We start from the raw sequence: 13121 nt of genomic DNA on the forward strand, positions 1-13121 counted from the left end.
TCTATATGGATGAACGATATTCCAGGCAGATGCTGTTCGCGCCGATCGGCGAAGCGGGTCAGCGGAAGCTGAAGGATAGCGCGGTGTGCATTGTGGGCATGGGAGCTCTGGGAACCGTACTGGCTAATCATATGGTGCGGGCCGGAGTCGGTTTGGTGCGTTTGGTCGATCGGGATTACGTAGAGAAAAGCAATTTGCAGCGGCAAATGCTGTATGACGAAGAGGATGTACGGAATGGATATCCGAAGGCGATTGCCGCCGAGAAGAAGCTTAGCATCATCAATTCGGACGTTCGGCTGGAGCCGGTCGTTGCCGATGTCACCGTTCATAATATCGAATCGCTGCTGGAGGGCATAGATCTTGTTCTAGATGGCACGGACAATTTTCAAACGAGATTTCTGCTTAATGACGCTTGCTTCCGCAAGGGGCTCCCCTTTACTTATGGCGGAGCCGTCAGCTCTAGGGGAATGAGCGCAATTCTTGTGCCTGGTGTAACGCCGTGCTTGCGCTGTTTCATTCAATCGGCGGATGCCGGCGGCCAAACCTGCGATACGATCGGCGTAATCGCTCCGGTTGTCGATATCGTCGCTTCTTATCAGGCAGTCGAAGCGTTGAAATTTTTGGTGGATGCCGGGGGAAAAAGAAGGGACAGCCTGCTCACGTTTGATTTGTGGGAAAACCGCTATTACGAAATGAAGTTGGGAGAGCCCTTGAGGGATTGTCCTTGCTGTCAGCTGAAGCAATATCCCGCGCTTGATTATGCCGAGCAGGAGGAGATGGTCTCCTTGTGCGGGCGGGGGACGGTTCAGATTGCGGGTAAAGGTCAGCTGGATTTAGAGCAGTGGCGCGAAAGACTGGAGCCCGCAGCGGAGAAGGTTATCTTGAATGCCTACTTGCTAAGGGCACAGCTTCCCGAGGGAGAACGGCTTGTGTTGTTTCCCGATGGACGCGTGCTAGTGCAAGGTACGGATGATTTGGTCAGGGCCAAAATCTTATATGCCCGTTATATCGGGAATTGAATGGGAGGAGGAAGGAAAGGATGAGGAATTTCCGCTTATATGCGATAACGGGTGAACAATTTCATCCCGGTCGGGATTTGATCGAGGTCATGGAGGAGGCGATTCTCGGAGGCGTAGATATCATTCAGCTTCGGGATAAAACAAGCGAGAAGCGGGAACTGCTGCGGAAAGCGAAAGCGTTAAGGGAACTGACGCTTAAGCATGATGTAACGTTTATCGTCAACGATCATATCGATGTCGCGCTGGAGGTCGACGCGGACGGTATTCATCTGGGTCAAGAAGATCTATCGTTGCTCGAAGCTAGGAAGATCGTCGGCAACAAAATCATCGGAATTTCCACGCACGCTCTTCAAGAGGCATTGCTCGCGGAGCAGCAAGGCGCGGATTACATCGGAGTAGGTCCCGTCTTTCCAACCGCAACCAAAGCGGATGTCGTCGCTCCGGTGACCGTATCGTACGTGCGGGAGGTCGCTCGAACGATCAAGATTCCTTTTGTGGCCATTGGGGGCATTAAGCTGCACAATGTGGACGAAGTCCTTCAAGCCGGGGCGACGCGAATATGCGCGGTGAGCGAAATTGTAGGCAGTACGGATGTGAAAGGGACCTGTGAAGCTTTCTTAAGCAAGTTGAATAGGCAGGGGTGAGAGTATGGAGCTTGTCATCAATGGATTTAGGCAAGAGTTGGACGTTCGTACGATCCAAGATGTTATCGCGCATTTCGGATTGGAGGGCAAGCCGGTCGTCGTGGAGGCGGACGGAGCGGTGCTGACTAAGGAGCAATGGGCGACCGCGGAGGTGCGGACCCAAATGCAAATCGAGCTGGTGCATTTCGTGGGAGGGGGATGAGCAGATGAAGAAGGATGTTTGGCGTATTGGTAACCATGAGCTGTCTTCCCGGTTTTTTATCGGGACAGGACTTTTCCCCAATCCCTATGTTCAAATGGAAGCGATCAAAGCGTCGGGAGCAGAGGTGCTGACCTTTGCCATCCGACGAATCAACTTGGAAGCGACCGAGGACGACTCTATCCTGCAGCATCTTCAGGGGGAGTCCTATCGGTATCTTCCGAATACTTCCGGCGCGAGTACGGCAGACGAAGCCGTACGGATTGCCAGGCTGGCGCGCGCCTCCGGCTTGAGCGATTGGATTAAGGTGGAGATCAGCGCGAATGAGCGTACATTGCTGCCGGATCCGATCGAGACGTTAAAAGCGACGGAAATTCTCGTTAAGGAAGGCTTTACGGTTCTGCCTTATTTGCCGGATGATCCTGTCATGTGCAAACGTCTCGAAGAGGCGGGCGCTGCGGCGGTCATGCCGGGAGGAGCGCCTATCGGCACCGGGCTGGGGATTCTGAATCCCTACAATATTGGCTTGATCGTCGAAGAGGCGAAAGTTCCCGTAATCATAGATGCCGGCCTTGGTTCCGTGAGCGACGTGACTCAAGCGATGGAGCTTGGCGTATCGGGCGTGCTGATGAACACTCCGGTAGCCAAGGCGAGGGACCCCGTCGGAATGGCGCAAGCGATGCGACTGGGAATCGAGGCGGGCAGGCTCGCGTATTTGTCAGGACGAATCTCGAAGAAACGATATGCATCGGCGAGCAGCGGTTTCGATGAGTTTAAGCTGAAATAAGGGTTATTACTTAGGTTTCCCTAGTGTAAGCGAAATGAAGGCACATTTTTGGCCTTCGTGCTTCAAGCGAGGCTGTTGAGGCGCAATGAAGGCACTTTTATGGCCTTAGTGCTTCAAGTGAGGCTGTTTTGGCGTAATGAAGGCACTTTTATGGCCTTCGTGCTTCAGGCGAGGCTGTTTTGGCGCAATGAAGGCACTTTTTTGGCCTTCGTGCTCCAAGCGAGGCTGTTGAGGCGCAATGAAGGCACTTTTATGGCCTTAGTGCTACAAGCGAGGCTGTTTTGCCGAAATGAAGGCACTTTTATGGCCTTCGTGCTTCAGGCGAGGCTGTTTTGCCGCAATGAAGGCACATTTATGGCCTTCGTGCTACAAGCGAGGCTGTTGAGGCGCAATGAAGGCACTTTTATGGCCTTAGTGCTTCAAGGGAGGCTGTTTTGGCGCAATGAAGGCACATTTTTGGCCTTCGTGCTCCAAGCGAGGCTGTTTTGCCGCAATGAAGGCACATTTTTGGCCTTCGTGCTTCAGGCGAGGCTGTTTTGGCGCAATGAAGGCACATTTTTGGCCTTCGTGCTTCAAGCGAGGCTGTTGCGGCGCAATGAAGGCACTGTTTTTCTGTAAGTGAATGGGGCTTGTAAGTGGTGATGTCCTAAGTAGTAACGAAATAAGGCTACCAATAGGAGAGATAGAGATGGTCCTGGGATGACGGAAACAATTGTAATCATGGGCGGAGGGGTAATCGGCTTGTCCTGCGCGTTCGAATTACGGAGTCGGGGGCATGAGGTCACCGTTCTGGAAATTAACCGCTGCGGGGGACAGGCATCGGGAGCGGCAGCCGGAATGCTGGCGCCTTACTCGGAAAATCTGGAGGGGCCGGACGAGTTTTTTCGATTAGGCGTCGAAAGTCTTCGCCTGTATCCCGAGTGGCAGTCTCAGGTCAAACGGGTTTCGGGCATGGCTTTCGAATATACCCCTTCGGGCAGCCTCTATATCGCTTATCATGAAGCAGATCGGTTGGCACTCGAAGGAAGGCTTCTCTGGCAGAAGGAATTCGGTTCTACCGGTACCCTCCTAGAGGGAGACGCTTTATTTCGGATCGAACCGATGCTGTCGCGTAACGTAAGGGCGGCATTGCATACTCCGGAGGAATGCCATCTCTACGCTCCGGAATACGTGCGTGCTCTTGAACAAGCCTGCCGATTCATCGGCGTACGCATTTTCGACCAACTGGAGAGTCTGGCGATTGTCGAGTGGCAGCGCGAAATTGTCGTCCAATCGGCGGACCAACGCGCGTTCGGCGGAGATCGATTGATCGTTTGTTCCGGGGCATGGGCTCGCGAGCATGGAGATACGTTCGGCATTCAAATCCCCGTATATCCGATTCGCGGACAAATATGCGCTTACGAAACGGAAGATAAACCCGTTCGGCATATGGTGTTTAGCAATCAGGGCTATTTGGTGGGGAAAGAAAACTCTACGTTGGTGTGCGGGGCTTCCGAAGACGTTGCCGGCTTCGATACATCCGTAACGGACAAAGGTATCGACAGGTTGAGGAGATGGAATAAACAAGCTTTTCCTTTCCTTGAGCATAGACCCCCTTTTCATCGCTGGGCGGGATTGCGCCCCTCCACTCAAGACGGGTTACCGTTGATTGGCCCGTTAAGCGGTTCGAATCGCGTCGTGCTGGCGGTCGGGCATTATCGCAATGGCATTCTGCTAAGTCCGGCAACGGCTAAGCTTGTCGCCGACTACGTCGAGGAAAAGCGGGTTCCGGACTATAATCGGGCTTTTGATCCAGAAAGGTTCGGATAGAGGATAAGGGAGAGGAGTTGAAGGCAGACATGGACAAAGAACTTGAGCGTAAAGTGAGCCGGGCATTAACGATTGCGGGTTCCGATAGCAGCGGGGGGGCGGGCATCCAAGCGGATTTAAAAACTTTTCAAGAGCTTGGCGTTTACGGAATGTCCGCCCTTACTGCGGTGACGGCGCAGAATACGAATGGCGTACAAGCCGTCTATCCGTTAAGCCCGGAAGCGGTTATCCAGCAAATCCGTTCTGTAGGTAGCGATATCAGGGTCGATGCGCTCAAGACGGGGATGTTGTTTAGCGGAGAAATTATTACGGCGGTGGCGGAAGCGATACGGGAGTTCGGATGGACGAAAGTAGTCGTTGATCCGGTGATGATCGCCAAGGGCGGCTCCGTGCTTCTGTTGGAAGAAGCCATTCAAGCGCTGACAAGATCGCTGTTGCCGTTAACCGAAGTCGTTACGCCGAATATACCCGAGGCGGAGAAGCTGACCGGTATCCCGATCGCCAATGTATCGGATAAGAGGGAAGCGGCCAAGCGGCTTGCGGGATTCGGTGCCAAATACGTCATTATTAAAGGCGGTCACGATTCGGGAACGGAAGCCGTGGATTTGTTGTTCGATGGAACGGGTTTTACCGAGATTGCCGGCAGGAGAGTGGAGACGGAACATACGCATGGCACCGGCTGCACCTTTTCCGCCGCTTTGACCGCTGGACTGGCACAGGGAATGGATATAGAGGCAGCTATGAATCAAGCCAAAGCGTTCATCCAAGCGGCGATCGAGGACGGAATCGGCATCGGCAATGGGCGGGGCCCTACGAACCATTGGGCGTACCGGAGGAGAAGCCTACTGACTGTGTAAAACTAAAGCTGCCAAGTGGCTTTCACTTGCACACAACCTGCTCAAGAAAGCTGCAGTTGACCAAAAACGAAAATGTTGGTACAGAACTAATCCCTGTACCAACATTTTTTCGTTTAAGTTCCTAATGTGAAATTACCGCTTTCGGGACAAGAGGGCTTATCGAGGCTCGATCCTCCCCCATTCTCGCCGGCCTACTTATTGGTGCTGTGCTGCTTGCCCGGAAGCTTCTGTCCGGATTTCTCGCTATCTTTGCCTCGGCCTTGGCGGCGTCGGTTTTGCTTATCCTTTTGTTGAGTGTCGTGCAATTTTTCTACGAATTCATGGGTATCGTCCATCTGAAAGAAGGTCCCTCCTAAAGTTGAGTTCACCTTCATACTATTCCCAAACGGATGAATTATAATTGCGCTTGACGTCGGAGGATTGAATGTCCTTCTTCATTAAATACGGGAACAGTAAGATTAACCCCGCAATGAAGAGGGCGAAGGCAAAATAGGCCGGTAACAAATGCAGGAAGTCCGTATAGCGGATATGATAATGCACGCTGAGTCCCGCGATAAAGGCAGGGGATCCGCCTGCCAGCAATGTCCACCAAAGCCAGCGCTGATATTGTTGAAGGCCCCACAGCGCAACAATAAGGAGCATGACGGCGTTGGAGAACAAGGCCCCGCCAAATCCGGCGCGATCGTGAGCGATTAGCGAGATCAGCCTAGGATTGGCAATGTCCAATTGTTGCGGGGTTACCCCCATGAAAGCCAAATCCTGAGGGACGAACACGTTGGTCACCCCGACGCAGGCGATGACGATCCCGCCTATGCTAAGCGAAATACCCAGGGCTACGAAGCAAAGCTGCCCCCACATCGCGAGTCTCCACTCGCGGCTATTGCGCAGGTTAACGGGGGAACGAGAAGGTTGATCAGGATTCCTGCGCATCGCGAGAAGAAACATCGGAAACAGGATGGCGACCGCCGTTGCATGAATCGGATCGAAGAAGCCGTATCCCAAATAGAGGAAGAAGCTGGGAAACCCAACGATTCCCGATGCCATTAATGCGGTTCTCGTCCAGTGCAGTCCGTTTTTTAATCCGTTCTTAGCTAATTGATAGTAGAGGATGCCGATGGAAAGCATCGTTCCCGCTAACGTGATTCTGTCATGGGACATGAAGTGCAGAAGATGCTCGTTAATCTGTTGGAGCTCCAGTCGCGACATGCCAAGGTAAGCTTCGTCGTAAGGCAATACAACCGAAGATTCCGCGATTAACCAAGCGATGGCTCCGCCGATCATCATGCCTATCCCGAGCAAGGCCATCCATCCCCAATGCTTCCAGAAACTCGGCTCTTTCGGTAACGGCTCTTGTTTAATCTTGTCGTAAATAATGGCTTCATTGATTCGCTTGGGTAATCCGGGGCCGGAGAAGATGAGACCGCTGTTCAAGAGGACGTTGTCGGCTCCGGCATGAATCATATGCAATGCGTCTTGCGGTTCATGGATACCGGCGGATACTTTAATAACGCTGCTTTTAGAGATTGAAGCTCTCAGTAACCTGACTTTGGATACGGCTAAGGCGGAGATGGTCCCTGTTCGACCTACCTTTACGCCGTTGCTGTCATGCAAAGCCTTTCCGATGATATAACCGGACCAAATCGATGGATCGCTCGCGATCAGCGCTTGTTCCAGCCATGTCTCTGGATAGTCCAAAGGAATGTGAAGAAATAAGGGCTTCCGATGGAGTTCGTAATAGGCTCTTGCCCTATTCGTAATTTGTTGCAGCAGGTAGATATTGTGTTCGAGAGTTCTTGAATTCGATAGGACGTCGATATAGAAACCCGCGACTTGCGCCGAAGACAAAGTATGTAAGAGCTGTCCGAGCTGGGTGATGGCTTGTTCGACCGAACATCCGGGCATCGGCGCGATCCTGACAAATTGGGGCAGAGCATGGGCGGGGTTATCGATTAACGATTGCATTTTCTCTAATTCGTCGTTTTCGTACTCGCTGGGGTAACAAATCGTTTCTTGCCGCCACTCGTTGCTAATGGGATCGGTACTCTGTATCGGTTGAACGGTAACCGGTCCGATTTCAATAAACCCGAATCCGAATTGGGAAACGGCTTTGTGGGCGATTGCTTGCGGGTCGACATCTCCGGACAATCCGACGGGCGTAGGAACGGGAATTCCGGCAATATGGCCCTCCAATATCGGAGAGGGTTCCATATGTCCTAAAGTTTTAATAAGCAAAGTTCCGCCGGGAAGTCGACTGACCCTACGCATGGCGTGAAGAGTCAGGCTTCTCGCTACTCTCGAAGGTAATCGAAACAATAGGGGGCGGAACAACGTCTGGTAAGACCAATCCGGCACGGGCTCAACTCCAATAACTATTTTCAAAAAGAGTATATCACATCTTCTATTCGTAGCAGCCGGAGGATAGGGATGACGGTTTCAAGGGTTGTCGCGCATGAGCTAACCTGATAATATTCGGTTAGGATTTACGATAGATTTACGATAACCGACTCGTCGAATGGGAGCTTATTATGAAATTTGCCGTTCAATATTTATCGTTCTTCGTTATTCAGAATGAGGGCTCCGACCCGGATGGCCCTAAGAAATACAAGCATTATCAGACGCTCACGCACGAGGAATACCAGGATAGCGAGCTGAAAGCTTTCTTGGACGGAGAGTTCAAGCGGATCGCCAAAAGAAAAGCCGAGATCAACGCCGTCTCCGAACAAGTGCCGACGAAGATCGGGCGGTTCATAGTGGAGCCGGGACACGACTTGACGAGTAACCCCAACTACAACCTGTTCCAACGTCTGAGAACGGCTGCGGACAAGGCGGAATTCCACAACTGCGGAGACGACCTGCTTCGCATCTATATGGATACGAACTCGGTTAGGGGAGGGGCATTCGTCTTGGCGACGGCCAAGCTAAACGATCTGTACGATGATCCGTTTCTCTTCCTGTTTAAGTGCGATTTCGAGACGAAGATCGCGCGGGTGTCCGACGAGAAGAGCTTGATCTCTCAAGTGGAGATGGCGATTAACGCCAAGAATATCAAGTCGATCCAGTATCCGCACATGCCGGAAGAGGGAATGCTCGAAGAGTGGGAACTGAAAATTCACCAAGCCTCCCATGCGAGGTACTTCGAGGATTTTCTGAAATACGTCAGCTATGAGAAGTCTAAGCCGGAGATCGTCGCCGATCAGGTGATGGAGATGGTTAACCAATACATGGAGACCAAATGGCAAGGCGCGGATATTCCGTATTATAATGCCGAAGACGCGGCGGAAGTCGCGGAGACGGAAGAAGTCGTCGCGATGAGGCAAGAGAAGCAGCAATTCGACGTGTGGGCGGCAGGGGAAAAGCGAGAGCTGCAAGAAAAATGGACCCATGATCGCGTCGTGGAAGCGACAAAGCAGATTGTCGAGCTGCAGCCCGATCTCGAGCTTAAGTTCAAGCTGGATGACGTCTCGATTAAAGGACATATGGACGATTACGGCAACAATATTCATATTGCGCGTATGAATGGGCGATATATCGTCCTGATCGAAGGGGATAACTTTCAATTCGATAAGGGAGTATCGCCGATCGAGCTGCTGCATCCGGAAGAGATGCAGGAGGTATTGCGGCGTCTCGGCAGCGGCGTTCGCAGGCGTGCGAGCGGCGAAGCGCCGGCATTGGATTAAACTCGGAAGGGACTATCTCGCGAGGCCGCGAAGGCTAAGGGGATAGTCTTTTCATTTTTTTTTGCGGTCGTTTAATTTTCCATTAAAAGTTATAATTGAGCTAGTGTGGATATGAAGAATGGATTGGGGAGTCATGAGATGTCGGAGCATATGAATTGGCGGGGAAAAGTGCTTGCCCTCGTAATCCTAGTTATTGCTGCGGGTTTATTGGTATTCGGTATTCGTTTATACGATCGGGAGGAGAAGCTAGACCCCGCCGTCACGCAGGTTATCGCGGAGAACGAGCGGCCGACCGCATCTCGTCCAGAATCATTGGCGGACAAATATGCCGATCTTGGACTCATCGACGTACATAATCATGACGCCTATAAATATTTATTATCCTTTCCGACGTGGAATCGATACCATGTCGGGAAAATCGTACTGTTCGGTAACATATCGGAGCCTTCGGCGATGATTACGGATGCGCTAGCCTGGGGAGCGTATAATCAATATCCGGATCGGATTTACCCGTTCTTTTCCGGCTTTAATATGTTCGAGGAGGAAGGGTTGCAAACGGTACGTAACCAATTGGAGAAAGGATTTCTCGGAGTAGGGGAAACAGTCGCCGCTTCAAGTAACTCGCCCGTACTCGCTAATGTTATCTGGAAAGCTTCGGACTCGATGGACGGTAATCTTCCGAAGGTTTATGAGCTTTGCGCCGAGTACGACGCGCCGATCCTGCTCCATATCGACCCGCCGAGCGGCATGCAAATCGAGAAGCTGGAGGAGGCGTTGAAACAATACCCGGATACCCTCTTTATTTTCGCGCATGCCAACGTTTATCAAGATGCGGATTCCATCGGTAAGTTGCTAGAAAGTTATTCTAACCTTTATATCGATTTTTTCGCTGGCTTTACGTCCTATAATCCGGCCAGCCCCTATAAGACGGAATCTTATATCGACCTTATCGAGCAGTACCCGGATCGCTTCTTCTTAAGCACCGACGGTGCCTACGATATGACCTACGATGAAGCGATTCCGGCTATGTACGAGACTATCGAGCTATTAAAGCCGGAGACGAGAAAGAAAGTCGCAAGCGGCAACTTCCAGCGAATCATAGACGCGCAGCGCCCGACCAAGACGCAACTGAAATTGTTCGAGAAGCTTGGCGGAAGCGTAGGGACGGGCGCGGACCCCGCAACTTTGAGCCGCCATGAAATGAATAAACTGCTGTTTAAGCTTGATGCCGCGTCTAAAAATTCTGTTGATAAGTGATTGTTAGACTTTGGAGTACGTGAACGCCGACGATTAGGTTTATAATTAATTTAGAGAAAAGGGTCTAAATCTAATCGAGGCGGAATCTATGAACGTTGAATATATCGAAATCAAAAAGAGTAAAAAGATTGCAATAGAGCTTAGAAGGCGTTTGTCGGGTGCATACGCTAGGGATACGGGAATAAGCAAATATGCTATCGTTTGCGTGTGGTTGCTGAGCTGTTTGGCCGTTGGGGTATCCGCAGTGGGTATGCCTACCGGCTTTGGAGTGATCTTCGACGTCGTATCGGGCATTGCTTTGAATACGATCGCAATCGTCCTAGCGGCTGCCGGAATCGGGGCAATCCTAGCTCTTGCCGGAATAAGAATACCCGGATTTACGGCCGGGAGCATACTCTATGTCGGGGTAGTCGTCTATTTCGTCTTGTACTTTTCCGAATTTGGATGGAAAGCCGCTGTTTTCTTCTCGGCTACCAGCACTCTGATCTCTGCGGGTTTAGGGCTTCTAACGGGAGCGATCGTACGTCTTCGGCCAAAACGCAGAAGAATCGCGCTAGGCGTGACTGCAGCGATTGTCATTGGGGGCGTGTACGCCCTGGCGGGCTTTCCTCGCCTGCTTCCGACGATGTCGGACGCTAAAGCGGATGCGGATAGCGCCGATAGAGTAGGCTATGCCAAAGGCAGCGAAGTACACTCATTGGCTGCGATCGTTCCGGATCCTTCTGCGACCGGAGATTATGCTATTCGTGACTTCACTTATGCCAGCGGGAATGATCGGCATCGTGCCGAATATGGAGAACAAGCCGGAGAGTTATCCGCGTCCGTGGATGCATCGGCGTATATTGAAGACTGGCCGTGGTTGCGCGATAAATTCTGGGGCTTCGACGAGGCGCAGCTACCGTTAAACGGAAGAGTGTGGATGCCGGACGGGGAAGGGCCATTTCCTCTCGTGCTCATGGTTCATGGTAATCATCTCATGGAGAAGTTTTCCGATGGCGGTTACGAATATTTGGGCAAATTACTTGCGAGCAGAGGGATCATTGCCGTATCGGTCGACGAAAATTTCTTGAATTATTCCGTATGGTCGGGCATTCCCGAGCAAGATATGAAGCTGCGCGCATGGATGCTGTTGAAGCATATTGGGCAAATCCAGCAGTTTAGCGAGCAGGCGGAATCGCAATTTTACGGTAAGGTCGATTTTGGACGGATTGCTTTACTCGGGCACTCCCGCGGAGGCCAAGCGGCGGCTATGGCGGCAGCGAGAAACACATGGTTCGCGGACGATCTTAGCTTACCGGAAGCAAGCAGCTACTCGGTTCAGGCGATCGTTGCGCTTGCGCCGACGGATACGGTTGTAGAGGACAGATGGACGGAGCTTGAAGATATTTCTTATTTGACCCTTCAAGGCGCAAAAGATTCCGATTTGGTTAATTTCTACGGCGATAGGCAGTATGGACGAATTGCTTATTCGGAGGATGCGGATTCGGAAGTGTTCAAAGCATCCCTCTATATAGAAGATGCTAACCACAGCCAATTTAATACGGAGTGGGGCGAATCGGATAACGCATGGCCGGCAGGCCTGTTCATCCGTCCGAAGGAACTGCTCGAGCCGGATGACCAACGTCAAATTGCCAAGGTATACGTATCGGCGTTTTTGGAGGCGGCATTACACGATGATGATCGTTATCTAGCCTTGTTCCGCGATTATCGTAACGGATTGAGCTTCCTTCCCGATACGCGGTATTTCAATCAATTCGAGAGCGGCAGCTTCCGACGGATTGCCGATTTCAAGGGCGATAACCGTTCGAATCTTTCTCCCGGCTTAAGCGCGGAAGCGACGGATCTGGCCGATTGGAAGCAAACCGATGCTTTGAATCGTCAAGGGCAGGGCAAAGGGGATCGCGGGGTCGAGCTTGCCTGGGAGGATGAGGGTTCATACACGATCCATTTGAGTCCAACTGCCGCTAGCGGAATGAGAGAAGAGGATATTCTAATGTTCTCTCTGGCTAATATGGGGTTAGATTTGGAAAAGGACGAGAAGTATGAGGGGCCAGAGCAATTGGAGGCGTTGGCGGAAGCGGTAGAATCCAATCTATCGATCGACATAGAGCTGGCGGATCGTGCAGGTGAAGCAGCGAGATTGCCGCTGGACGATTTTATGGAGACGGAGCCCCAAGTCGCTACGGCGTTTACGTGGCTGCCGGGAATGGAATCCGTTATAAGCGATGGGAAGTTTAAAGATGCCGGGGAGCCGGTATACCAAACCTACGAGCTTCCGGTCGAAGCTTTCCTTAAAGAGAATCCGGATTTCGATCCTGACGAATGGACGCAAATTACGTTCTACTTCAACGATGGGCCGGGCAAGGTGATGCTAGACGATTTGGGTTTGATGGCGGGGTAACGAGTGGTGATGGGGAACGTTTCGTTAGCTGCTGTTGGATGTGTTAAGATTTAGTTGTTGAAATACGGGGGACTTCAAGTCGGGGTTCCCGGCTACGAAGAAGGGGAGGATCGATCATGGCGTTGACGAAAAAGCTAGTCGTTAAAGGCGGGGTCGGAAGAGCTTTGCTGGATACGGCTAAGCTGGGATGCGAATTCACGTTAGATCCGTCGGAGCGCGGTTGGAAAATGGATATCGGGAATGTCGACGCGCGGTTGGCCGAACAAATAGTAAGCTTGGCCCAAGAAGTTCACTTCTTCTATTACGAGGATAACGAAGAGGAGCAGTATCACCGGAAATGGTGGATAAGCGACTTGGATTGCCCGGTTATCTCCTATGAGCCGAATGCTGCCAAGCTTACAATAGAAGCGTCCGAGCGCATCGGATTTACGGTAGACAGCTCGGAACACGGCATGAAATAAAAAGAAGGAG

Annotated in this window: 13 protein-coding genes; 11 read left to right on the forward strand and 2 right to left on the reverse strand. The window is 51.7% G+C overall.

The genetic code is table 11. The features are described 5' to 3' along the window. Positions 1 to 5 precede the first annotated feature (5 nt). The 7 genes from L3D05_RS09170 (at position 6) to thiD (ending at position 5315) form a co-directional block, all read left to right on the forward strand. Positions 6 to 1019 (forward strand): ThiF family adenylyltransferase, encoded by a 1014-nt coding sequence (locus tag L3D05_RS09170; RefSeq protein ID WP_239615729.1) that lies wholly within the window; start codon positions 6 to 8, stop codon positions 1017 to 1019. A 20-nt stretch (positions 1020 to 1039) separates the two neighbouring features. Beyond that, entirely contained in the window at positions 1040 to 1663 is a 624-nt protein-coding gene (thiE, locus tag L3D05_RS09175; RefSeq protein ID WP_239615730.1) for a thiamine phosphate synthase, read from the forward strand. Positions 1664 to 1667: 4 nt separating this feature from the next. Beyond that, on the forward strand, positions 1668 to 1865 hold the full coding sequence (gene thiS / locus L3D05_RS09180; RefSeq protein WP_239615731.1) for a sulfur carrier protein ThiS: 198 nt from the start codon (positions 1668 to 1670) through the stop codon (positions 1863 to 1865). Positions 1866 to 1869: 4 nt separating this feature from the next. After that, positions 1870 to 2649, forward strand: coding sequence for a thiazole synthase (locus L3D05_RS09185; protein ID WP_239615732.1), 780 nt, complete (start codon positions 1870 to 1872; stop codon positions 2647 to 2649). A gap of 48 nt (positions 2650 to 2697) precedes the next feature. Beyond that, the gene (locus tag L3D05_RS09190; protein WP_239615733.1) at positions 2698 to 3267 is read left to right on the forward strand and encodes a hypothetical protein; all 570 of its coding nucleotides are present in this window, start codon (positions 2698 to 2700) and stop codon (positions 3265 to 3267) included. An 81-nt stretch (positions 3268 to 3348) separates the two neighbouring features. Continuing rightward, positions 3349 to 4458, forward strand: a complete 1110-nt coding sequence (thiO, locus tag L3D05_RS09195) for a glycine oxidase ThiO (protein WP_239615734.1) — start codon at positions 3349 to 3351, stop codon at positions 4456 to 4458. A 29-nt stretch (positions 4459 to 4487) separates the two neighbouring features. Continuing rightward, on the forward strand, positions 4488 to 5315 hold the full coding sequence (gene thiD, locus L3D05_RS09200) for a bifunctional hydroxymethylpyrimidine kinase/phosphomethylpyrimidine kinase (RefSeq protein WP_239615735.1): 828 nt from the start codon (positions 4488 to 4490) through the stop codon (positions 5313 to 5315). Positions 5316 to 5506: 191 nt separating this feature from the next. Here the strand turns inward: thiD and L3D05_RS09205 are convergent, their stop codons facing one another. Together L3D05_RS09205 and L3D05_RS09210 are read right to left on the reverse strand one after the other, a co-directional pair. Further along, positions 5507 to 5650, reverse strand: coding sequence for a DUF4023 family protein (locus L3D05_RS09205; RefSeq protein ID WP_239615736.1), 144 nt, complete (start codon positions 5648 to 5650; stop codon positions 5507 to 5509). 40 nt (positions 5651 to 5690) lie between these two features. Beyond that, positions 5691 to 7667 carry a dihydroorotate dehydrogenase gene (locus tag L3D05_RS09210; protein ID WP_239615737.1) on the reverse strand — a complete coding sequence of 659 codons (1977 nt, stop codon included), beginning with the start codon at positions 7665 to 7667 and terminating at the stop codon, positions 5691 to 5693. A gap of 173 nt (positions 7668 to 7840) precedes the next feature. Here L3D05_RS09210 and L3D05_RS09215 point away from each other — a divergent pair, with 173 nt between their 5' ends. The 4 genes from L3D05_RS09215 to L3D05_RS09230 all read left to right on the forward strand — a co-directional run bounded on the left by L3D05_RS09215 (position 7841) and on the right by L3D05_RS09230 (position 13111). Beyond that, positions 7841 to 8992, forward strand: coding sequence for a DUF3900 domain-containing protein (locus tag L3D05_RS09215; RefSeq protein ID WP_239615738.1), 1152 nt, complete (start codon positions 7841 to 7843; stop codon positions 8990 to 8992). A 138-nt stretch (positions 8993 to 9130) separates the two neighbouring features. After that, the gene (locus L3D05_RS09220) at positions 9131 to 10249 is read left to right on the forward strand and encodes an amidohydrolase family protein (RefSeq protein ID WP_239615739.1); all 1119 of its coding nucleotides are present in this window, start codon (positions 9131 to 9133) and stop codon (positions 10247 to 10249) included. An 88-nt stretch (positions 10250 to 10337) separates the two neighbouring features. Continuing rightward, entirely contained in the window at positions 10338 to 12650 is a 2313-nt protein-coding gene (locus L3D05_RS09225) for an alpha/beta hydrolase (RefSeq protein ID WP_239615740.1), read from the forward strand. Between the two features lie 116 nt (positions 12651 to 12766). Continuing rightward, on the forward strand, positions 12767 to 13111 hold the full coding sequence (locus tag L3D05_RS09230; RefSeq protein WP_239615741.1) for a hypothetical protein: 345 nt from the start codon (positions 12767 to 12769) through the stop codon (positions 13109 to 13111). The last annotated feature ends 10 nt before the right edge of the window (positions 13112 to 13121 follow it).

The organism is Cohnella mopanensis (genome assembly GCF_022352055.1).
Classification (GTDB): domain Bacteria; phylum Bacillota; class Bacilli; order Paenibacillales; family Paenibacillaceae; genus Cohnella; species Cohnella mopanensis.

What these genes read in the sequence shown, in the direction of transcription:
- L3D05_RS09185 (WP_239615732.1), top strand. Translation starts at nt 1,870, where the DNA reads ATGAAGAAGGATGTTTGGCGTATTGGTAACCATGAGCTGTCTTCCCGG.
- thiE (WP_239615730.1), top strand. Translation starts at nt 1,040, where the DNA reads ATGAGGAATTTCCGCTTATATGCGATAACGGGTGAACAATTTCATCCC.
- L3D05_RS09220 (WP_239615739.1), top strand. Translation starts at nt 9,131, where the DNA reads ATGTCGGAGCATATGAATTGGCGGGGAAAAGTGCTTGCCCTCGTAATC.
- thiD (WP_239615735.1), top strand. Translation starts at nt 4,488, where the DNA reads ATGGACAAAGAACTTGAGCGTAAAGTGAGCCGGGCATTAACGATTGCG.
- L3D05_RS09205 (WP_239615736.1), bottom strand. Translation starts at nt 5,650, where the DNA reads ATGGACGATACCCATGAATTCGTAGAAAAATTGCACGACACTCAACAA.
- L3D05_RS09225 (WP_239615740.1), top strand. Translation starts at nt 10,338, where the DNA reads ATGAACGTTGAATATATCGAAATCAAAAAGAGTAAAAAGATTGCAATA.
- L3D05_RS09230 (WP_239615741.1), top strand. Translation starts at nt 12,767, where the DNA reads ATGGCGTTGACGAAAAAGCTAGTCGTTAAAGGCGGGGTCGGAAGAGCT.
- L3D05_RS09215 (WP_239615738.1), top strand. Translation starts at nt 7,841, where the DNA reads ATGAAATTTGCCGTTCAATATTTATCGTTCTTCGTTATTCAGAATGAG.
- L3D05_RS09170 (WP_239615729.1), top strand. Translation starts at nt 6, where the DNA reads ATGGATGAACGATATTCCAGGCAGATGCTGTTCGCGCCGATCGGCGAA.
- thiO (WP_239615734.1), top strand. Translation starts at nt 3,349, where the DNA reads ATGACGGAAACAATTGTAATCATGGGCGGAGGGGTAATCGGCTTGTCC.
- thiS (WP_239615731.1), top strand. Translation starts at nt 1,668, where the DNA reads ATGGAGCTTGTCATCAATGGATTTAGGCAAGAGTTGGACGTTCGTACG.